At 67.5% G+C, this 19,492-nt stretch carries 17 protein-coding genes; 8 read left to right on the top strand and 9 right to left on the bottom strand.

The window, feature by feature from the left end; genetic code table 11:
- Nucleotides 1-42: 42 nt before the first annotated feature.
- Both ACO06P_RS16560 and ACO06P_RS16565 read right to left on the bottom strand, forming a co-directional pair.
- Nucleotides 43-603 carry a dienelactone hydrolase family protein gene (locus ACO06P_RS16560; protein ID WP_420346333.1) on the bottom strand — a complete coding sequence of 187 codons (561 nt, stop codon included), beginning with the start codon at nucleotides 601-603 and terminating at the stop codon, nucleotides 43-45.
- 266 nt (nucleotides 604-869) lie between these two features.
- Nucleotides 870-1,799 carry a LysR family transcriptional regulator gene (locus tag ACO06P_RS16565; protein WP_420346334.1) on the bottom strand — a complete coding sequence of 310 codons (930 nt, stop codon included), beginning with the start codon at nucleotides 1,797-1,799 and terminating at the stop codon, nucleotides 870-872.
- A 266-nt stretch (nucleotides 1,800-2,065) separates the two neighbouring features.
- On the opposite strand from ACO06P_RS16565, the gene ACO06P_RS16570 reads away from it, so the two are divergent.
- The 4 genes from ACO06P_RS16570 to ACO06P_RS16585 all read left to right on the top strand — a co-directional run bounded on the left by ACO06P_RS16570 (nucleotide 2,066) and on the right by ACO06P_RS16585 (nucleotide 7,099).
- On the top strand, nucleotides 2,066-3,592 hold the full coding sequence (locus ACO06P_RS16570) for an ABC transporter substrate-binding protein (protein WP_420346335.1): 1,527 nt from the start codon (nucleotides 2,066-2,068) through the stop codon (nucleotides 3,590-3,592).
- An 86-nt stretch (nucleotides 3,593-3,678) separates the two neighbouring features.
- The gene (locus ACO06P_RS16575) at nucleotides 3,679-4,596 is read left to right on the top strand and encodes an ABC transporter permease (protein ID WP_420346336.1); all 918 of its coding nucleotides are present in this window, start codon (nucleotides 3,679-3,681) and stop codon (nucleotides 4,594-4,596) included.
- Complete coding sequence (locus ACO06P_RS16580; RefSeq protein WP_420346337.1) at nucleotides 4,596-5,486, top strand: ABC transporter permease; 891 nt, start codon at nucleotides 4,596-4,598, stop codon at nucleotides 5,484-5,486. Before ACO06P_RS16575 ends, ACO06P_RS16580 begins: the two co-directional genes overlap by 1 nt.
- Nucleotides 5,486-7,099, top strand: a complete 1,614-nt coding sequence (locus ACO06P_RS16585; RefSeq protein WP_420346338.1) for an ABC transporter ATP-binding protein — start codon at nucleotides 5,486-5,488, stop codon at nucleotides 7,097-7,099. Before ACO06P_RS16580 ends, ACO06P_RS16585 begins: the two co-directional genes overlap by 1 nt.
- 26 nt (nucleotides 7,100-7,125) lie before the next feature.
- Here the strand turns inward: ACO06P_RS16585 and ACO06P_RS16590 are convergent, their stop codons facing one another.
- Together ACO06P_RS16590 and ACO06P_RS16595 are read right to left on the bottom strand one after the other, a co-directional pair.
- The gene (locus ACO06P_RS16590; RefSeq protein ID WP_420346339.1) at nucleotides 7,126-8,217 is read right to left on the bottom strand and encodes an alanine racemase; all 1,092 of its coding nucleotides are present in this window, start codon (nucleotides 8,215-8,217) and stop codon (nucleotides 7,126-7,128) included.
- On the bottom strand, nucleotides 8,218-9,420 hold the full coding sequence (locus ACO06P_RS16595) for an aminotransferase class V-fold PLP-dependent enzyme (RefSeq protein WP_420346340.1): 1,203 nt from the start codon (nucleotides 9,418-9,420) through the stop codon (nucleotides 8,218-8,220).
- A 137-nt stretch (nucleotides 9,421-9,557) separates the two neighbouring features.
- On the opposite strand from ACO06P_RS16595, the gene ACO06P_RS16600 reads away from it, so the two are divergent.
- The 3 genes from ACO06P_RS16600 (at nucleotide 9,558) to ACO06P_RS16610 (ending at nucleotide 14,615) form a co-directional block, all read left to right on the top strand.
- Nucleotides 9,558-10,589, top strand: coding sequence for an asparaginase (locus ACO06P_RS16600; RefSeq protein ID WP_421938133.1), 1,032 nt, complete (start codon nucleotides 9,558-9,560; stop codon nucleotides 10,587-10,589).
- A 266-nt stretch (nucleotides 10,590-10,855) separates the two neighbouring features.
- Complete coding sequence (locus ACO06P_RS16605) at nucleotides 10,856-13,492, top strand: AMP-binding protein (protein WP_420346342.1); 2,637 nt, start codon at nucleotides 10,856-10,858, stop codon at nucleotides 13,490-13,492.
- Complete coding sequence (locus ACO06P_RS16610) at nucleotides 13,482-14,615, top strand: site-2 protease family protein (protein WP_420346343.1); 1,134 nt, start codon at nucleotides 13,482-13,484, stop codon at nucleotides 14,613-14,615. Before ACO06P_RS16605 ends, ACO06P_RS16610 begins: the two co-directional genes overlap by 11 nt.
- Nucleotides 14,616-14,662: 47 nt before the next feature.
- Here ACO06P_RS16610 and ACO06P_RS16615 read toward each other — a convergent pair whose 3' ends face one another.
- The 4 genes from ACO06P_RS16615 to ACO06P_RS16630 form a co-directional block, all read right to left on the bottom strand.
- Nucleotides 14,663-14,992, bottom strand: a complete 330-nt coding sequence (locus ACO06P_RS16615) for a c-type cytochrome (RefSeq protein ID WP_420346344.1) — start codon at nucleotides 14,990-14,992, stop codon at nucleotides 14,663-14,665.
- A 121-nt stretch (nucleotides 14,993-15,113) separates the two neighbouring features.
- On the bottom strand, nucleotides 15,114-15,566 hold the full coding sequence (locus tag ACO06P_RS16620) for a universal stress protein (RefSeq protein WP_420346345.1): 453 nt from the start codon (nucleotides 15,564-15,566) through the stop codon (nucleotides 15,114-15,116).
- Between the two features lie 159 nt (nucleotides 15,567-15,725).
- Nucleotides 15,726-16,445, bottom strand: coding sequence for a TetR/AcrR family transcriptional regulator (locus tag ACO06P_RS16625; RefSeq protein WP_420346346.1), 720 nt, complete (start codon nucleotides 16,443-16,445; stop codon nucleotides 15,726-15,728).
- Complete coding sequence (locus tag ACO06P_RS16630; protein WP_420346347.1) at nucleotides 16,426-16,908, bottom strand: antibiotic biosynthesis monooxygenase; 483 nt, start codon at nucleotides 16,906-16,908, stop codon at nucleotides 16,426-16,428. Before ACO06P_RS16630 ends, ACO06P_RS16625 begins: the two co-directional genes overlap by 20 nt.
- A 448-nt stretch (nucleotides 16,909-17,356) precedes the next feature.
- Between ACO06P_RS16630 and ACO06P_RS16635 the strand changes: the two genes are divergently transcribed.
- A complete protein-coding gene (locus tag ACO06P_RS16635; protein WP_420346348.1) occupies nucleotides 17,357-18,706 on the top strand; it encodes a nicotinate phosphoribosyltransferase in 1,350 nt (449 codons plus the stop codon).
- A gap of 38 nt (nucleotides 18,707-18,744) precedes the next feature.
- Here ACO06P_RS16635 and ACO06P_RS16640 read toward each other — a convergent pair whose 3' ends face one another.
- Nucleotides 18,745-19,470 carry a DUF72 domain-containing protein gene (locus tag ACO06P_RS16640; RefSeq protein ID WP_420346349.1) on the bottom strand — a complete coding sequence of 242 codons (726 nt, stop codon included), beginning with the start codon at nucleotides 19,468-19,470 and terminating at the stop codon, nucleotides 18,745-18,747.
- Nucleotides 19,471-19,492: the final 22 nt, after the last annotated feature.

Here is a 19,492-nt window from a genome sequence, read left to right on the forward strand (position 1 = left end):
CTGGCCCGCTGGCTATGCGGCAGAGCGGCTGCCGGGATGGGCTTACAGGCCGGCCAGGAACGCGCGGCAGCGGTCCAAGCAGAGCTCGGCCGCCCCGGCGTCGTAGTCCGGCAGGCTGCGGTCGAGAAAGTAGTGCCCGACCCCGTCGTAGCGATGCATCTCCAGCTTCACGCTGCCGGCACCCGCCTTCCACTCGTCGAAGAACTCTTCGTCATCGAAAGGATCGGGCCGGGCGATGTGGACAGCGACCGGAAGGCCGGGCCGCTGCGGTATCATCCAGGGCGCGACGCCGGCGAGGAGCAGGGCGGCCGGCATCTGCGGCCGGCCTCCCCAGAACTGCCCGACGAGAAACGCGCCAAAAGACACGCCGGACAGGATGGCGTCTTCGGGGGCCGCCTCGATCGCCGCCCGCGCCCGCGACTCGATGGCGGCATCCCCGACCCTGGTCTTCAGCCGAAAGCCTTCGTCGTAGTCATCCGTCGCCTGGCCGTCGTAGAGGTCGGGCAGGCTGACGTTGTGCCCGTCTTTTTCCAGAACCGAGCCGATCTCGTGCTCGGCCGGCCTCAATCCGAGAATGGAATGCAGAAGAACGATGTCCGCCATTCGGCTCACCGGAGCTGAAGGTTGTATCGGCGCCGAGCGTGCAACCCCTTGCGCCTGGCGTCAACCGGAACCGCGAAATGACACGCCCTGCAGTCCGCCCGGGCGCTGCGTTCGGTTCAGCTCGGTCCCCCGGCCCGGCGGATCACCGCCCACCGGCCTCCGCTCAATCTGCAGGCGTTAGAGCAGATTCGCAGGGTTTTCCGGATCGCTCCAGCAAGTAACAAGGGCAAGACCACGGCTGCGATTCCATCAAACCCTGATCTGCTCTAGGGGGCTGCCGGCTCGACATGCGCCGCCCTGTCTTCCAGCAGCTTCCACAGCGCTTCGACCATGGTTCCCCGCCGAGCCTTCAGGCGGTAGGCGGTGATCGCAATCTCAGGCGCCAGATGGTCGCCCGGCAGGCGGACCAGCGCCCCGGCGGAGAGGTCGCTGGCGATCAGGTCGGCCGGCAGCCAGGCCACGCCCGCGCCGTGGAGTGCGACGCGCCGCAGGCTCTCGCTCAAAGGGCTCTCGAAGACCGTCCGCACCCGTTTGGAATGGCGGGCCAGAACCGGCGCGACGATTTTTTCCGAGAACGAGAAGCTGGCGTAGGCCAGGATCGGCACCGGCGCTTTCGCGCTCTCCAGCCAGTTCTCCGCCAGACCCGCAGCCAGGGCCGGCGAGGCGACGGGGATCATGCGGTCCCGGCCGATCGACAGCACGGAAAGCTGCTTCATGGCCGCGGTGTCCAGGCTCAGGAGGTCGCTTTCGTACGTCAGGACGATGTCCGAAAGCCCCGTCTGCAACGAGTCGAAGTAGGCGGCGATGTCCTGGATCGAGGGGATCACGGAGATCGAAGCCTCGGGGTGGGTCTGGGTGAATCGGGCCGCCAGTCTCGGCAGCAGGCTGAGCGCCAACGTGTGAAGCGTGACGATCCGAACCGCCGACTGGCTGCGGGCGTACATCAGCCGCAGATCCTGCCGGGAAAGGTTGATGTCGGCGATCATGGCCTGGGCGCGCGGCAGAAACTCTTCGCCGGCCCGCGTCAGAAGGACCGGAAAGGAGGAGCGGTCGAAAAGCGTAACCCCCAGCCAGTGCTCCAGCGCCCGGATGCGGCGCGAATAGGCGGGCTGGGTCACGTTGCGCTCGTCCGCGGCCCGGCTGAAGCTTCCGGTGCGGGCCAGCGCGACAAAGTCCTCAAGCCACTTCAGTTCCATCGCCCTACCGCACCACCGATCCCTGGCGCCCGCCCCAGGCGTTCGCCTTGGAGGTTCTCCAGCCGCCCTCCGCTACGTCCGGCGCCATCCGGCCGGCGCGGCGGCGGTCAGTATATCCGGCTGATATTCAACGTAAACAGGGCCATGCCATATCGGCATAACCATGCACCGCAAAGGTATTGGACTTGGACGCCCTCAAGAAAGCCACTTAGACCATGGATCGCAATGCATCCAGGAGACAAGAAAAACAGGGAGACGCTGGTTACATGCTGATAAGACAAGCCCTGCTGGCCGTGGTTGTGGCGGCTGCCGCAGCCATGCCGGCGCAGGCCCAGAGAGCCAAAGACACACTGGTGGCCGCCTTCCCGCGGGAAGTGAAGACGACCGACGGGCTTTACTCGACGATCCGGGAGAACGACATTCTCGGCCTGCTCGTCGACGACGCTCTCTATTACGTCGATCCGGAGACCCAGGAGGCGGTGCCGCTGGTCGCACAGAGCCACGAATTCACCGACGATACGACACTGGTGGTGAACCTGCGCCAGGACGTGACCTTCCACGACGGTTCGCCGCTGACCGCCGCCGACGTCGTATACTCCTTCAACCACATCGTCAGCGAGGCGGGCGAAACACGCTATGCGACCCGGATCGGGCGCTGGCTGGACAGCATCGAGGCCGTCGACGACCACACGGTCCGCTTCAGGATGAAGCAGCCCTATGCCATGGTGCTCTACGATCTCAGCTACTATTCAAAGCTGCGCAAGGCCGGCTCCTACGAGATCGACGGCGTCACCACGCCCAATGCGCAGCAGAATCAGGTGAACGGCACCGGCCCCTACCGGGTCGTCGACTTCCAGCCGGGCCAGCGGGTCGAACTGGAGCTCTACGACGGCTATCGCAGCGACAGCCCCAAGGCCATGGCGTCGATCGGGAAGATCGTCATTCGCATGATTCCGGACTTCTCGACCCAGGCGGCCGAGGTGATGTCCGGCGGCGTGCAATGGACCTTCAACGTGCCCACTGACATCGCCGAGAACGTCGGGCGCACCGGACGTGCCCAGTTCGTCGCCGGCCCCTCGATGCGGGTCGGCTATGTCGCCCTCGATGCCGCGGGCCGTTCCGATCCGGACTCACCGACCCGCGACCTCAGGGTGCGGCAGGCGATGAACTATGCGATCAACCGCGAGGAAATCGTCACCAACATCACGGGCGGCACCGCAAAGCCGCTGTGGACGGCCTGTCAGCCGGTTCAGTTCGGCTGCACCGAAGATGTCCGGACCTACGAATACAACCCGGAAAAGGCCAAGGCCCTGCTCGCCGAGGCCGGTTATCCGGATGGCTTCGATCTGGAATACTGGGCGGCCCGCGACCGGCCGATCCAGGAGGCTCTGGTCAACTACTGGCAGGCGGTCGGCATCAACGCGAGCCTGCGTTACGTCAAGTCGGTCTCCAAGCCGCGCAACGCCGGCGAACTGGCGGCCTTCTACGGCTCCTCCGGATCGTTCTCCATCCCCGATGCCGGCGCCATCATGCCGGACCGCTTCATCCTGGACGTGGCGCGGGTCTATACAGGCGATCAGAAGCTGAGCGATCTCGTGGCCAGCGCCAATGCGACCTACGATGCCGCCGAACGCGAGGCGCGCTTCCACGAGGCCGTCAAGCACATTGCCGAGCAGGCCTATTGGGTGCCGGTGCAGAAGTACACACAGAACTTCATGATGTCGAACGACCTGGTCTACGTGCAGCCGGAAGACGGCATGCCCCGGCTCTTCATGGCCAGGTGGAAGGAGTGATCGGGCAGCAGTGACTTAGCGGCGATCCCCCCGGCCGGGTCCGTCCCGGTCCGGCCGGCGGGGCGCCCGTTACCCTCGGATACGAGATGCTGATCTATACCCTGAAGCGCGGGGCGCTGGCCCTCCTGGTGGCCTTTGCGATCAGCCTGGTCGCCTTTCTGCTGCTGAACTTCGCCACCGACCCGGCGAGCCTGATGGCGGGCGATGAGGCCGATCTCGCCGACGTCGAGCTGATCCGAAAGCAGTTCGGCTTCGACCGGCCGCTTTACGTGCAGTACTTCTCCTGGCTCGGCGGTGTGCTGCAGGGCGACTTCGGCGACAGCCTGTACTGGCGCACGCCGGTCTTCGATCTGGTGGCGCGCCACTTTCCCGTCACCCTGGCCTTGGCCGGCTCCGCCATCCTGGTCACCATCCTGGTGGCCATTCCGCTGGGCGTGGCCGCCGCGCTGAACCCGAACACCCTGATCGACCGCATGGCGCTCAGTCTCGCCGTCGCCGCCCAGGCCATTCCCAACTTCTGGCTCGGGCTGATGGCGATCATGCTGCTGGCGGTGACCTTTCCGATTTTCCCGGTCTCCGGCGCCGACACCTGGTGGCACTTCGTGCTGCCGGCCCTGGTGCTCGGCCTCTCTTCGGTGCCCTCGGTCATGCGGCTTACCCGCACCGGCCTGCTGGAAGTCATGGCCTCGGACTACATCCGCACCGCCCGCGCCAAGGGTTACCGCGGCACGCTTCTGCTCTACCGTCATGCCATGCGCAACGCGCTGCTGCCGGTGGTGAGTATTCTTGCGGTACAGCTGGGCGAGAAGCTCGGAGGTTCGCTGGTGACCGAAAGCGTCTTCGCGATCAACGGCCTCGGCCGGCTCGCCATCGAGAGCATTATCGGCGGCGATGTTCCGACGGTTCAGATGCTGGTCTTCATCTTCGCGCTTACCTTCGTCCTCTTCACCTTCCTGGCAGACCTGCTGAACGCCTGGCTCGACCCGCGGATAAGGCTGGCGTGATGGTATCCATCGATACGGACATTGAGGTCGAGGGCGAAGCGCCGGCAAAGGCGATGCGCCGCCGCGCGCTTCAGCACCGGGGCTTTGTCCTCGGTGCCGCCGTCATCACCGCAATCTGCCTTTTGGCGCTGCTCGCCCCCTGGCTGGCGCCGTTCGACTACGCCGAGCAGAACCTCGGCAACCGCAATGCCTTTCCCGTCTGGGCCGGCGGCAGCTGGGAACACCCGCTCGGTACGGACCACCTGGGCCGCGACTATCTCTCCAGGCTGGTCTACGGCGCCCGCATATCGGTTGTCATCGGGTTCTCCGCCGCCTTCATCGGCTGTCTGATCGGCGTTTCCCTGGGCGTGCTGGGCGGTTTCTTCGGCGGCCGCGTCGACCAGGCCGTGAACTTCCTGCTCTCCTGCCAGCTGGCGATGCCGACACTGCTTCTCGGCATGACCATGGTGTTTCTGATCGGGCCATCGACGCTGGTCGTCATCTGCGTCATCGGCATCCTGCACTGGAACCTCTTTCTGGTGGTCACGCGGGCCGCGACGCTGCGGATCCGCCAGCTCGAGTTCGTCACCGCCTCCAGGGCGCTGGGCGCCGGCCGCCTGTCCATCATCGGCCGCGACGTGTTGCCGAACCTCACCAGCCACATCCTGGTGATCTTCACCTATGAGGTCGGCAAGGCGATCCTCGCCGAGGCCTCCCTCAGCTTCCTTGGCGTCGGTATCCCGGCGCCGACCCCGTCCTGGGGGCTGATGATCGCCGAGGGCAAGGACGCCATGTTCTTCCAGCCTTGGCTGGTCGCCATCCCGGGCTTCGCGCTGTTCCTGCTGGTCATCGCCATCAACCTGATGGGCGACGGCCTGCGGGACGTGACGGCGCCGGAGGCCCGCCACTGATGGAGCACCGCAAGACGCCGCCGACAGCGGTGGAGGTCGAGGGCCTCACTGTCACCCTGCCGATCCCCGGCGGCGCGCTGACGGCGGTCAAGGACGTTTCCCTCACCCTCAGAAAGGGCGAGACCCTGGGCATCGTCGGCGAAAGCGGTTCGGGCAAGTCGATGACCGCCCATGCCCTGATGGGCCTGCTGCCCGCCGCGGCGGAGCGCCACGCCGAGCGCCTGGAGCTCTGCGGGCATGACCTTCTGACCGTCTCGGAGAAGGCCCTTGCGACCCGCATCCGCGGGCAGAAGGCGGGCATGATCTTTCAGGAGCCGATGACCTCGCTCAACCCGGTCTACCCCATCGGGCGGCAGCTCAGCGAGATGATGACCCTGCACGGCGCCGCGCGCCGCGTTGCCAGGGCCCGCGCGCTGGAACTCCTGGAGGCCGTGGGCCTGCCCGACGCCGAGGAACGGTTCAATCAGTATCCGCATCAATTTTCCGGCGGCCAGCGCCAGCGCATCATGATCGCCATGGCGTTGATGAACGAGCCGGATCTGCTGATCGCCGACGAGCCGACCACGGCGCTGGACGTCACGATCCAGAAGCAGATCCTCGATCTGCTGAAGGATCTGCAGCGGCGGCTGGGCCTCGCCATCATGCTCATCAGCCACGATTTCGGTGTTGTCGCCAACTACACGGACCGGGTCCTCGTCATGCTGAAGGGCGAGGTGGTCGAACAGGGCCCAACCCGCCAGATCGTCAGCGATCCGCAGCATCCCTACACCCGCAGGCTGATCGACAGCATCCCGCGGGGCAGCGGCCGCAATGTCGTCGCCCGCGAGCGCGAGACGGTGATCGCCGTCGAAGACGTTTCGCGGAGCTACCACGTCAGGCGCGGTCTCTTCGGGCCCAAACGCCGGATCGAGGCAGTGCAGGCCGTTTCCCTGACCGTCGGCAAGGGCGAGACGCTGGCGGTGGTTGGCGAAAGCGGTTCCGGCAAGTCGACCCTCTCCCGCCTTATCCTGGGCCTCGAAGCCCCGGACCGCGGGCGCATCACGCTCGGCGGCGTCGATGTCGCGGCGGTCCCCCAGGCCAAGCGCGCGCAGGTCGTCCAGCCGATCTTCCAGGACCCTTACGGATCGCTCAATCCGCGCATGTCAGTCAGCCAGATCATTCGCCGCCCCTTGGACATCCACGGCATCGGATCGCGGCAGGAACGCCAGGCGATGGTGCGCCGCGTCATGGAACAGACCGGCCTGACGGCGCGCTTCACCTATGCCTATCCGAACCAGATGTCGGGCGGTCAACGCCAGCGCGTCGCCATCGCCCGGGCCCTTGTCTTGCGCCCGGAAATCGTCATCTGCGACGAGCCGACGAGTGCTCTCGACGTTTCCATCCAGGCCCAGATCCTCAGCCTGCTGGGCGACCTGCGCGAGGAACTGGGGCTGACGCTGGTTCTGATCACCCACGATCTCGCCATCGTCGAGCAGATGGCGGACCGTGTGGTCGTCCTGCACCGGGGCCGCATCGTCGAGGAAGCCCGCACCGACCGCCTGTTCGCCGATCCGCAGCAGGTCCATACCCGGCAACTGCTGGCCTCGGTTCCAAGCCTGGACGTTCTACGATAAGACGGGGCCGCCGGGTGGCTTGACGCTCACCAGCCGTCCACACGCGGCCAGGTCTCGCCGCAGGTGGTGTGGTAGGCGCCGTAGCCGCCGGCGGCTGTCAGGCAGGCGTGCCCCGGCAGGACCCGCACGGTCGAACCGATGGGCAGGCGCTCATACCAGGCCGGGTCCTCGACGGTGACGGTGCCGTGCTCCTGGTGGACCGCGGTGAGGGCCAGGCCGGTCGGTTTCATGGTTTCCGTCTCGCAGAGCCAGCCGTAAGCGGCGCTTGGCAGGAAGGTGTTGGCGCCGATGTCCTTGGACATTGCCAGCGCCCCGGCATCGATGGTCATGACGCCGGCGGCGCGGTTGTGGCCGATCACCGTGCTCAACACCGACAAGGCGATGTCCTCCAGCCCGCAGACGTTCCTGCCGAGTTGCGAAAGGTCGTAGAACAGGTAGATGCCTGCGCGCACTTCGGTGATGCCGTCCAGGCTGTCGGCATGGAGCACCGTCGGCGTCGAGCCGATGCTGACGACCTCGACGGCCATGCCGGCTTCGCGCAGGCGCTCCGCCGCGGTCGTCGCGGCGTCAACCTCGGCGGCGGCCACGCGTTTCACCTCTGCCACCCTGTCCGTCGCATAGGAATGGCCGGCATGGCTCATGACGCCCCGCAGCTGGGGTCCCAGAATCCGTCCGATTTCGATCAGCGCGTCGGCGCCGGCGGGCAGGCCGCCACGGTGCTCGCCGCAGTCGACTTCGACCAGGGCCGGGGCCGCCAGGTCGCTTTCCGCAAGAGCGCGCGCCATTTCGGGGGAGTCGAGACAGAGGGTCACGGTCTTGCCCGTCGCGTCGATGATGCTGGCGACGTGGTCGAACTTGTTGGGGGTGATTCCCACGGCGTAAAGCAGATCGTCAAAGCCGGCGCGGGCAAAGTGCGATGCCTCCGCCAGGGTCGAAACCGTCACGCCGGACAGGCGCCCCCCGGTCGCGATCTTTGCGACCTCGACCGACTTGGAGGTCTTGAGATGCGGGCGCAGCAGCACACCCTGGGCACCGCAGTGGGCCAGCATTCGCGCGGCGTTGCGGCGCAGGCGCACCGTGTCCAGGATCAGACAGGGCGTCTCGAAACCCTCGAACATCTAGACGGCCTTCTTGGCAGCCTCGGCTGTTGCCAGCACCCGCTCGACATCGGAGTCATTGTTGTAGAGGTGGAAACCGAAGCGCAGCATCCCGCGGCGAATGGAAAAGCGCACGCCCTCGCCTTCCAGGGCGCGGGCCACGCGGTTGAGGGTCTCATCCCCGGTCGTGTAGGTGTCGCCGAGCCCCATCTCGCCGACCGTGACCAGATGCGAGCGCCGCCGCGGGTCTTCGGCCAGGGCGACCTTGAACCCCAGGTCGAGGAGCCCGGCGCGCAGGCGGTCGGCAAGGGCGAGGCTATGGGCTTCGATGGCCGCCGTGCCCGCCGCCAACAGCTCGCCCAGGGCCACGTCGGCCACCGCGATGCCGGTCCAGTTGTAGTTGCCGATCTCGAAGCGCTTGGCATCGCCGGCATAGGCGAAGTCCATGCCTTCGAACTCGCTTTCGTGCCCACCGTGGGCAACCGAATGGCGGGCGACAAAGGCCGGGCGCAGGCGCTCGAGCCAGTCGGCGCGCACATAGAGGAAGCCCAGCCCCATCAGGCCCAAAAGGCCCTTTGAGGTCGAGGTTGCAAGGCCGTCGGCGCAAACCTCTTCGACATCCATGTCCAGCACGCCGCAGCTTTGCACGCCGTCGATCAGGAAGAAGGCCCCCTTCGCCCGCGCCGCCGCGCCGATGGTGCGCAGGTCCGTGCGGTGGCCCGGCGTGAAGCTGACCGAGGAGGCGGTGACCAATCGGGTTCTGCCGTCCACCGCCTCGGCCATGCGGGCAGCGTCGATGTGGCCGCCGCGATGCGGGATCGCACGCAGCTCGACACCGCGTTCATGCAGGGCGCGCCAGAGATAGATGTTGTTGCCGTGCTCCAGCTCCGGCGTCAGCACGACGTTGTCTCCCGCTTCCCAGGTCAGCGCGGTGGCGATCGAATTCAGGCCTTCGCTGACATTCTTCAGCACCGCCACTTCCGCCTCGCCGCCAGCCTTCACCAGGGCGGCGAATTTGGCCCGGCAGCCCTCCAGCATCGGCTTGCGCTCCGACTTCGGCATGTCGGACAGCCAGTGGCCTTCGATCATGCGGTCGGCGGCCCGCTTCGCCGCGTCGGAAATGATGCCGCGCGAGCCGATGTTCAGGTAGACCTGCCGTTCGGCGGCGGGAAAGCGGCCGCGCCAGGTCTGCGAAAGGTCATGCAAAGCGGTGTCCGTATCCATGCGCCCGAGCATAGCCACATCGCGGGCCAGGGGAAGAGGGCGGCTATGCCTTTTGCGCATAACCCGAGGCGATATCTCTCCTCGCCCTCGCCAGGGCATCTGACTACCGTGGCGCTGCAGTGGAAAGGCAGGTGTTCTTGAAAACTCTAGAGGAACTGGCGCAGGTCTGGCGCGGCGAGGTTATCGAAAGCCGGCATCTGGGTGTCGCCGTGGTGGCCAATGCGGCGGGCGAGGTGATTGCCGGATGGGGTGACCCGGACCTCGTGACCTATCCGCGGTCTTCCATGAAGCCCTTTCAGGCCCTGGCCCTGGTGGAGACGGGGGCGGCCGACGCCTTTGCCCTGTCTTCAAGGCATCTCGCCCTGGCCTGCGCGTCCCATCGCGGCGAGGCGCATCACACCGATCTTGCGGCCGACTGGCTGGAAACCATCGGCTGCGCGGTTCCCGACCTGGCCTGCGGTCCGGAATATCCCAAGCATCCGGAAACCCAGCGGCGCATGCTGCGCGCCGGCGAAGAGGCCACGTCTCTGCATCACAACTGTTCGGGCAAGCACACCGGCTTTCTGACGGTCTGCCGCCACTGCGGCTACGGCATCGAGGACTATGCAGCCGTCGATCACCCGGCCCAGCAGTATTTCTTCGAGCTTCTCGCCGATCTTGGGGCGCCCGTCGGCATGCCGGTGGGAAGTGACGGCTGCACCCTGCCTTCACCTGCCCTCCGTCTCGGCGACGCTGCCCGCCTGGGGGCGAGGTTCGCCGCCGGACAGGCGCCTGCGAAACGGGCAGCCGCCATGGCACGTCTGATCGACGCCATGGGTCGGCATCCGGAGTACACCTCCGGCTCCGAGCACGCCATGGTGGCGGTGGCCGAGGCGACCGGCCGGCGCGTGGTTTTCAAGGGCGGGGCCGAGGCCTTCCTCCTTGCGTTCCTGCCGCAGGACGGTTTGGCCATTGCCCTCAAGGTCGCCGACGGCAACGCGCGCGCCCGCGTGCCGGCGCTGATCGCCATCCTGCATCGGCTTCGCCTGATCGGCGATGCGGAGGTCGCGGCACTCGCAGCCTTCGCCCGGCCCGCCATCACCAACAGCCGCGCGGAACAGGTGGGGCGCATCGAACCGGCGGCCTTCGAGACCGAGGCGCCGCGCGGCGCGGCCCTGCGCCGCGCCTAGCACACATCTGTTGCAGCGCGGTTGCGCAGCGCGCGTCGGGGCCTGCCGTTACGGTCCGTTGATGCACGTCAACGCCGGCCTGCGTGGGATCGCGCCATTATAAGCCATGCAGCAGTCGGCTCGGCGGCGTAGGCAGTGCAAGAGGAGGTCTCGGCGTGCCTGAAGCGGTACCTCCGGGATCGAAGCCGGCTGGCCTGTCCGGGTCCGGATCGGCTGCGGCAATGGACGCTGCGGCGGGCTCCCCGGGTCCCTGGACGCTTCGGAGCTTGCTGCACGCTTCGGCGCAGTGGGGCGAGCAGCCTGCTCTCATCGCGCTCGCCGGCGAAAGCCAGTCGGTCCTGAGCTTCGCCGCGCTGGCCGATCTGGTCGGCCGTCTGGCCGCGGGCCTGCGCCGCGCCGGCGTTGAGCGCGGCGAGCCGGTTCTGCTGATGGGCGAGAACTCTGCCGACTGGGTCGTCGTCTTTCTTGCGCTCGGCACGCTCGGTGCGCTGGCCGTCCCCTGCGATCATCTGGCGACGCCGAAACAGATCCAACGCATCCTCGATGACAGCAGATGCGGCCGCGCCTTCGTTGCCGGTGCGTCGATGGAGACGCTGCGGGCGGCGGCCCAGGACCGCAGACTGACGGTCTTCACGCTTGATGCCGCCGACGATACGCACGCGGCGCCCTCCTGGCGCAGTCTGCTCGGCGATACCGCCGAAGAGCTGCCGCCCTTGGATCCCGCGGTCCCGGCTGTCCTGGTCTATACATCCGGCACCACCGGCGCGCCGAAGAGCTTCACCCTCAGCCATGCGAACATCGGCGCCAACGTTCAGGCGCTGTACCGGGAACACCTGGCCGGGCCCGGCGACCGCCTGCTCCTGCCGCTGCCGCTGCACCATGTCTATCCGATCGTTGTCGGCCTGCTGGTGCCCCTGGCCAGCGGCGCCGCCGTGGTCTTTCCGGCGGGCGTCGCCGGGCCGGAGATCGCCCGGGCGCTGCGTGAGGCCGAGGTTACCGGCATCATTGGCGTACCCCGGCTCTATGCGGCCCTGACGGCGGGCATCGCGGCCCAGATTGCCGGGCGCGGACGGCTTGCCGTTCTGCTGTTCCGGGCGCTGCTCGGCCTCTCGGTCGGCCTTCTGCGTCGCCGCGGCTGGCGCATCGGTCCGGTCCTGTTCCGTCCGCTCCTGGCGCGGATCGGCCCCAAGTTGCGGTTTCTGGTGTCGGGCGGAGCGGCGCTCGGGGAGGATCTCGTCTGGCAGCTCGAAGGGCTCGGCTGGAAGGTGCGCAACGGTTACGGGCTTGCCGAGACCGCTTCGACCTTCACCGGAAACCTGCCCGGCCGCGAACGCATCGGCAGCGAGGGCCGGCCCTTTCAGGGCGGGGAACTGCGGATCGCTGAATCCGGTGCGCAGGGGGTCGGCGAGATCCAGTTGCGGGGGCCCAATGTCTTCAGCGGTTACCGCAACAATGCGGAGGCCAACCGCGAGGCCTTCACCGAGGATGGCTGGTTTCGCACCGGCGATCTGGGGAGGCTGGATGCGGAGGGTTTTCTCGTCTTCAAAGGCCGGGCCAAGGAACTGATCGTCCTCGGCGGCGGCAAGAACGTCCAGCCGGAGGACGTGGAAGGCGTCTACGGAGCCAGTCCCTTCGTCCGCGAGATCGCCGTCCTCGAGGTGGAAGGCGCCCTGCATGGCCTGGTGCTGCCGAACCACGAGGCGGTCCTGGCCAGCGGCACGCCACGCATCGAGGATGCGCTGCGGGTCGCGCTGCAGAGCGCTGCGGCCCACCTGCCGAGCCATGAGCGCCTGGCCGGCTATGCCCTGATCCGCGAACCTCTGCCGCGCACCCGGCTCGGCAAGTTCCGCCGCTTTCTGCTGCCGGAACTCTACGAGCGCGCGCGGGCGGGGGCGGCCGCGGCCCGGGCGTCGGAGCCCTCGCCCGAAGATGATGCGCTCCTGGCGCGGCCTCTCGCCGGCGCTGTCTGGCGCCTGCTGAACGCCCGCTATTCCCGGCAGCGGCTCTCTTTGGACGCCAGCCTCTCCCTCGACCTCGGCATCGACTCGCTGGAGTGGATCACCCTCGGCCTGGAATTGGAGCGCCGCCTCGGCGTGCGGCTGAGCGAAACGGAAACGGCGGAAGCGTTTACCGTCCGCGATCTCATCGCGCTGGTCGAGGCGGCCGCGCAACGCCCTACCGCTGCGGTCGACGAAGGCGAGGCGCCGGCCGTGCGCCTGACGGTGGAACAGCGGCGCTGGACCAGGGAAGGCAACCTGGGCCACCGGCTGGTGAGGGCCGTTCTTTTTGCTCTGAACGCGCTGGTGATGAGGGCCTTCTTTGCTCTGCGCGCGGTCGGAGGCGACCGGCTGCCGTCCTCGGGGCCGCTCATCATCGTCGCCAACCACGTCAGCGATCTCGACCCGCTGGCGGTTTCGGCGGCGCTGCCACTGCGTCACCGCTGGCGCAGCCATTGGGGCGGCGATGTGGCACGCCTCTTCTCCGGGCCGCTGCGCCGCCTGTTCTGCCGCTCCGTCAGCATATTCCCGGTCGACGAGCGCTCGCCCGGAACGACACTGGCGCTGGCCGCAGAGACGCTGGCGCAGGGAGGCACGCTCATCTGGTTCCCGGAAGCCTGGCGATCGCCCGACGGTCGGCTGCAGCGCTTCTTTCCCGGAATCGGCAGCCTGATCGAAAGCACCGGCGCCACGGCGGTTCCCGCCTATATCTCCGGCAGCTACCAGGCCATGCCGCGCTGGGCGCGGGTTCCGCGCCGGCATCCGATTTCGGTCACCTTCGGCGCGCCGCTCACAGCCGAGACGCTGGCGGCGGGCAGCGGCGACACCGCGGCCTGGCGGATCACCCATGCCCTGGAACAGGCGGTCGCCGCGCTCGCGCCAAGGGAGGACGGCGATGTTCGGTAGGCGCATCGTTCTCTTCACGATCCTCGGCTTCAAGGTCCAGGTCGACGCCAGCTGGCTGTTCCTGGCCCTGCTGGTCACCTGGTCCCTGGCGACGGGCGTGTTCCCCGCCTGGTACGCGGAGCTGAGCACTGCGGCCCACTGGTGGATGGCCCTCTTCTGCATGCTCGGGCTCGCCGCCTCGCTGATTATCCACGAACTCTCCCACTCGCTGGTCGCGCGGCGCTTCGGCCTGCCGATCCGCGGGATCACCATGTTCATCTTCGGCGGCGTCGCGGAGATGGAGGAGGAACCCGCCAGCCCCAAGGCCGAGTTCCTGATGGCCGTGGCCGGGCCGATTGCCAGCGGCGTTCTCGCCCTGGGCCTGTTCCTGCTTGCGGCCGGCGGCCGGATCGCCGGTTTTCCTCAGGCCTTCGTCGGCGTTCTCGAGTATCTCGGCTTCATCAATGCCCTGATCGCGGTGTTCAACCTCCTGCCGGGCTTTCCGTTGGATGGCGGCCGCATGCTGCGCGCCGCGCTCTGGCACTACAAAGGCAGTCTGCGCGAGGCCACTCGCATCGCCGCCCGCTGGGGCCAGGGGCTCGGGATCGGGCTGATGGTCCTTGGCGGCTTCAACATCATCGCCGGCAACGTCATCGGCGGCATGTGGTGGTTCCTCATCGGCCTCTTCCTGCACGGCGCGGCCCGGGCATCGTTCTCTCAGCTGCTGACCCGCCAGGCCTTCGAAGGCGAGACCGTTCGCCGTTTCATGACCCGCGACCCGGTCACAGTCTCTCCCGACCTTACGCTCGAGGCCTTCGTCGAGGACTACCTTTACCGCTCTCACCACGGGCTCTATCCGGTCACCGAAGACGGGCGCCTCATCGGCGGCATGACCGCACGTCAGTTGCGTGGCGTACCGCCGGAGGACCGGCGCCTGCTGCGTGTCGGCGAGGTGCTTGTCGCCCCGTCGCCGCAGAACACCATCCCTGCAGATGCGGATGCGGTGAAGGCCATGGCCCTGATGCAGCGCAGCGCCCTCAGCCGTTTGATGGTGGTCGATGGTGCGCGTCTCGTGGGCATCGTCACGCTGAAGGACATGCTGGATCTCTTCGCCCTGAAGATGGACCTCGAGGACCTGCGCTGACGCCTGCGCGGTTACCGCAAGGTGGCCGGGCGCCTCCGTGCGTTGCTTTAAAGGGCCTTCAGATAGGCCACGATGTTGTCGATGTCGCTTGGTGAGAGCTGAAACTGGCCCATGGGCCAATGGGGCTGGCGCAGGAAACCGCGCAGCCGCGCTTCCGAGTAAGTCTCCGGATCGTCGGCGATAGCCTGGAACGAGGGGGCATCCAGGGCGGGCGTGCCTTCATTGGCGTGGCCCGGTACGGCATGGCAGTCGCTGCAGTGTTGCACGATCAGGCCCTTGGCCGCATCGGCGTCGCCGCTGGCCGCCGCGGCCGGTGCCGGCCCTGCCAAGGACAAGGCCGCCGCGATCACGAGCGCTTTGCTGCGGAAACTGGGCATCGGCCTGTCTCCCGGTTGTGGTCGAAGAGCACGGTATTGCCTTCTCGCCTGTTTCGCCCCTGGCCGCCATGACCTGTATCAGAGCGTTTCACGCTGCCGGGGGCGCCTGCGCGCAGCGCCGTCACCTGACCGTCAGGCAACTGCAGTCCACCGCCTGGGCGACCTTGTGGGAGACGCTGCCCAGCAGCAGGCCGCCAAGGTCCCCCAGGCCGCGGCGGCCCATGACGATGAGGTCGGCGCCCGACCCCTCGGCGACAGCGGCGATCACGCTGGCTGGGTCGCCGCTTTCGAGGCGTTCTTCAACCCCGGCGACGCCCTGATCGCGCAGGCGCTGGGCGGCGTTGCCGAGAATCTCCCGTCCGACCGATTCGATCAGGTCCTTTTCCGTGACCCTGATGTGCTCGACCTTGGCGTAGGCCTGCAGTTCCTTGGGCACGCTGTACCCGCCCGCGTGGGTCAGCACATGCAGCAACGTCAATTGCACGCCGTCCTGGCCGGTCAGGCTGCCGGCGATGTCGACAGCACGTGTTGCGTGCTCGGAGCCATCGATCGGAACGAGAATGCGCGTGAACATCGGGGCCTCCCAAGGCAATGGTGTGTCTGACTGGGCCCCACCTGGACCGATCAATAGCCCTGTTCGGACCGGGCAGCGTTGACTTGCATCATGTCGGGGAATCGAGTCTGCGCCGGGGGTGCGGGCGCTAAGACGTACCGGCGAATGGCCGGGCGGTGTTCAGGCGCGTTTCGGCGGCGTTCCGGGGTCCCCCAGCGCCGATCCGATGCGTTCGAGCATATGCGGCGCCGCCTTATCAATCACTCCAAGCGGCATGCCGAGTTCCTGCAGGGTGCAGCCGCTTGAAATGCCGGAGAGGCCGTGGAGGGCGGACCAGATGAAGAGAGCGTCGAGCAGGACGGCGGCGTCGGAGGCTGCGCTGTCGCCTGTGCCTTTGCCAGGGACGCTGCGGCGGCGGAGCGCCTCGCAAAGCAGCGAGAAGGCATGCCGTGCCTGCGCCATCATATGCGGATGCACTTCGGTATCGGGTAGCGGCGTTCCGAACATCAGCCGGTATTGCAGCGGGTGCTCCTTGGCGTAGCGCAGGTAGGCGCTGGACATCGCCAGAAGGTCAGCATGCGGATTCTCGCTGTGCGGCTGCTCGTTCAGGTAGCGGGCGAAGGAGGCGAAGGCCCGGGCGACGATTTCGGCCAGGATGTGGTCCCGGCTTGGGAAGTGTTTGTAGGGCGCCTGGTGCGAAACGCCAAGGCGGCGTGCGACCTCGCGAAGGCTCAATTCCTCCACACCCTCGGCATCGATGATCGCCAGGGCTTCGCGAATGCAGGCCTCGCGCAGATCGGTGGGGCGTTCGCGCTTCTTGGTCATCGGCGGCAGAGTAGTCGAGCCGCCTGAAGCCGTCGAGAGCGCCGCCGATTTCCGGTCAGTCGTAGTGGCGCCCATCTTCTTCGAGGATCTCGACAGCACGATCCCAGGGCAGGGGGATGTCATCGCGCCCCACCTCGACGCGGGCGAAACCGGTTTGACTCAGGGCCGGCAGGCTTTGTTCGATGGCGGTCTGGTGAACTCTGCTGCCGACGAAGGCGTCCAGACTCGCTTCGTCGACCCATACCGTCATGGTCCAGGCTGTGGCACCGAAGAGTTGTCTGCGCAAGGAGTAGCCGATCAAGCCCTGCCGGGACTCGAGCGATGCCTCGACGCGCCGGACATTGGTCCAGAAGCCCGATCGCTCGCTGCTGTCACCCTGCAGGACCGCCTTGGTTATGGCGACCACCACCTGGTCGGGCCCTTCAAGCGTGACCCCCTCTTTGGGGTCGAACCCCGGCCCCTTGAAGGGGGTGGCGATTGCACAGCCGCCAAGCGCCAGGAGTGACAGTGCCGCAATGGCCAAGCGTCGCTTAGGCATCCCGTGCTCCTTGGCCGCGCCCTACCGCCCGGTCCGATCCGGGCTTCGTCATACCCTCCGTGACTCGCCCGGGAACGGGTCCCCGCCAGGGCCGCGGCCGGCCCGGGAACGATGACCCCAGACACTTCGCCAACCAGCCCGGCCGGTCGGTCGCCTGACGGCCCAAGGCATCGAGGATGGGTCGGGCGATGTCTTCGGGTCTCTGGCCAACCCTCCTGGTCATACCGGCGCAGGCCGCAAAACGAAGAGAGGATCTGGTGAAAAGGCCCTTCATGGCGCCTCTCCGAAGTTGACAGTGTCAACATAGTAGAAACCAAAGTTGACAGTGTCAACTTTGTCGGGTCCGGGGCATACGCATCTTGATCTGACGCAAGGTCGCCGGGCCGAGGGTTTGTCACCTTTACGACCGGCGCGGCGAACAGCGAAGCGCCCTGCGAAAGCCCAGCCAATGTCCCGCACCAGCCTTCTTCTGACCGACCTCTATGAACTGAACATGCTCCAGGCCTATCAACAGGCGGGCATGGCGGAGACGGCGGTCTTTGAGTTCTTCGTGCGCAAGCTGCCGCCGGGCCGCAACTTTCTGGTGGCGGCCGGCCTGGAGCAGGTCGTCGAGTTCCTGGAGAACGCGGCCTTCGCCGAGGACGAAATCGCCTGGCTGGCGGACCAGCCGGGATTCACCCGCAGCTTCCTCGACAGTCTCTCCGCGCTGCGCTTTACCGGCGCGGTCGACGCAATGCCGGAAGGGACGGTCTTTTTCCCCGATGAACCGATCCTCAGGGTGAGCGCGCCGCTGCCCGAAGCCCAGCTGTTCGAGACGCGGATCATCAATCTTCTGCACTTCCAGACGGTGGTCGCCTCCAAGGCGAGTCGCATGGTGCTGGCGGCCGGCCCGATGAAGCTGGCGGACTTCGGCCTGCGGCGCGCGCACGGGGCCGAGGCGGGGTTGCTGGCCGCCCGCGCCAGCTATCTGGCCGGCTTTGCCGGTTCTGCCACCGTCCTGGCCGCCCGGCGCTTTGGCGTGCCGGCTTCCGGTACAATGGCCCACTCCTTCATTCAGGCCCATAGCGACGAGACCCGGGCCTTCGAGCATTTCGCGCGCTCGCGCCACGAGGCTGTGGTTCTGCTGATCGACACCTACGACACCGAAGAGGCGGCGCGCAAGGTGGTGGATCTGGCGCCCCGGCTGGCTGCGGAGGGCCACGATTTGAGGGGCGTGCGCATTGACAGCGGCGATCTCGCCGCGCATGCCCGCCAGGTGCGGGCGATCCTCGATGCCGGCGGTCTTCAGGCGGTGCAGATTTTCGCCAGCGGGGGCCTGGACGAGAAGGCCCTGAGCCGCCTGGTGGCTGCCGGCGCCCCCATCGACGCCTGCGGGGTCGGCACCAGTCTCTCGACTTCCGAGGACGCTCCGGCGCTGGACTGCGCTTACAAGCTGCAGGTCTACGCCGGACAGGCAAAGCGCAAGCGCTCAGAGGGCAAGGCGACCTGGCCGGGGCGCAAGCAGGTCTATCGCCGCTACGATGCCGATGGCACGATGGCGGGCGATCTGCTGACCCTGGCGGACGACGAGGCCGCCGGCGAAGCGCTGCTGCAGCCGGTGATGCGCGGCGGGCGCCGGGTCCGCCCCCTGCCGACGCTGGAACAGCTCCGCGCCCACGCAGCCGCCGGGCGCGCCCGTCTGCCGGCCCCCCTCCGCAGCCTGGATCCTGCGGAGCCCTATCCTGTCGAGGTTTCGCAGGCGCTGCGCAGGCTCACCGAAGAGGTCGATCGCGCCCAGCGCGCAAGGGTGCCTTCATGACAGCGGACCGGGCTGCGGCGCTGCCCGCTACCCCTCATTCAGCCGCCCTTTGAGCCAGAGGGCGTCTCGCGGCGCATGGCCCTCTGCATCGTTGTCGAAGAAGACGAAGACATCGAGGCCCTTCTGCCGCCAGCGTCGATCTGCGCCGCCAGCCGGCTCAACCGTCGCGGGCCGTAGGCCCCCGCATAGGCCTCGCGCGGCCCGTGAAGGCGCAGGTAGACGAAGGGGCCGGTAACCTCCGGCGGCGCGCGGCGGCCGGCCAGGTCATAGATGCAGAACCCGGCGCCCCGCGCCCTCAGCGCTTCGTAGACGGCGGGCTGAAACCAGCTCTCGTCGCGGAACTCGAAGGCGCAGCGGGGACCGTCCGGCAGCATCGTCAGGAAGCGCTCCAGCCGCGCCACGTTGCAGCGCCAGCGCGGTGGCAGCTGGAAGACGACCGCCTTCAGCTTATCGCCCAGGAGGCTCATGCGCTCGAGGAAGGGCGGCAGGCTTTGCGCCGGGTCCTTGAGCTTCTTCATGTGGGTGATGAAGCGGCTGGCCTTGCAGGTGAAGACGAAGTCCGCAGGCGTTGACGTCCGCCAGCGCTGCAGGCTTGCCGCCGGCGGCAGGCGGTAGAAGCTGCTGTCGATTTCGACGCCGTCGAAGCGCCCGGCATAAAGCCGCAGCAGGTCGGACGCCCTGCTGCCCGCCGGATAGAACGGGCCGATCCAGTCTTTGTAGTGCCAGCCGCAGGTGCCGATATGAAGCTTGCCGCGGGGCACCATGCGCTTTGCGTCTCGCGGACCC

It is taken from the genome of Pelagibius sp., assembly GCF_965227505.1.
Taxonomy (GTDB): domain Bacteria; phylum Pseudomonadota; class Alphaproteobacteria; order Kiloniellales; family Kiloniellaceae; genus Pelagibius.

Bases quoted from the DNA above. Each gene is read 5' to 3' on its own strand.
- ACO06P_RS16560 (WP_420346333.1), bottom strand. From the start codon at position 603: ATGGCGGACATCGTTCTTCTGCATTCCATTCTCGGATTGAGGCCGGCC.
- ACO06P_RS16565 (WP_420346334.1), bottom strand. From the start codon at position 1,799: ATGGAACTGAAGTGGCTTGAGGACTTTGTCGCGCTGGCCCGCACCGGA.
- ACO06P_RS16570 (WP_420346335.1), top strand. From the start codon at position 2,066: ATGCTGATAAGACAAGCCCTGCTGGCCGTGGTTGTGGCGGCTGCCGCA.
- ACO06P_RS16575 (WP_420346336.1), top strand. From the start codon at position 3,679: ATGCTGATCTATACCCTGAAGCGCGGGGCGCTGGCCCTCCTGGTGGCC.
- ACO06P_RS16580 (WP_420346337.1), top strand. From the start codon at position 4,596: ATGGTATCCATCGATACGGACATTGAGGTCGAGGGCGAAGCGCCGGCA.
- ACO06P_RS16585 (WP_420346338.1), top strand. From the start codon at position 5,486: ATGGAGCACCGCAAGACGCCGCCGACAGCGGTGGAGGTCGAGGGCCTC.
- ACO06P_RS16590 (WP_420346339.1), bottom strand. From the start codon at position 8,217: ATGTTCGAGGGTTTCGAGACGCCCTGTCTGATCCTGGACACGGTGCGC.
- ACO06P_RS16595 (WP_420346340.1), bottom strand. From the start codon at position 9,420: ATGGATACGGACACCGCTTTGCATGACCTTTCGCAGACCTGGCGCGGC.
- ACO06P_RS16610 (WP_420346343.1), top strand. From the start codon at position 13,482: ATGTTCGGTAGGCGCATCGTTCTCTTCACGATCCTCGGCTTCAAGGTC.
- ACO06P_RS16615 (WP_420346344.1), bottom strand. From the start codon at position 14,992: ATGCCCAGTTTCCGCAGCAAAGCGCTCGTGATCGCGGCGGCCTTGTCC.
- ACO06P_RS16620 (WP_420346345.1), bottom strand. From the start codon at position 15,566: ATGTTCACGCGCATTCTCGTTCCGATCGATGGCTCCGAGCACGCAACA.
- ACO06P_RS16625 (WP_420346346.1), bottom strand. From the start codon at position 16,445: ATGGGCGCCACTACGACTGACCGGAAATCGGCGGCGCTCTCGACGGCT.
- ACO06P_RS16630 (WP_420346347.1), bottom strand. From the start codon at position 16,908: ATGCCTAAGCGACGCTTGGCCATTGCGGCACTGTCACTCCTGGCGCTT.
- ACO06P_RS16635 (WP_420346348.1), top strand. From the start codon at position 17,357: ATGTCCCGCACCAGCCTTCTTCTGACCGACCTCTATGAACTGAACATG.
- ACO06P_RS16640 (WP_420346349.1), bottom strand. From the start codon at position 19,470: ATGGTGCCCCGCGGCAAGCTTCATATCGGCACCTGCGGCTGGCACTAC.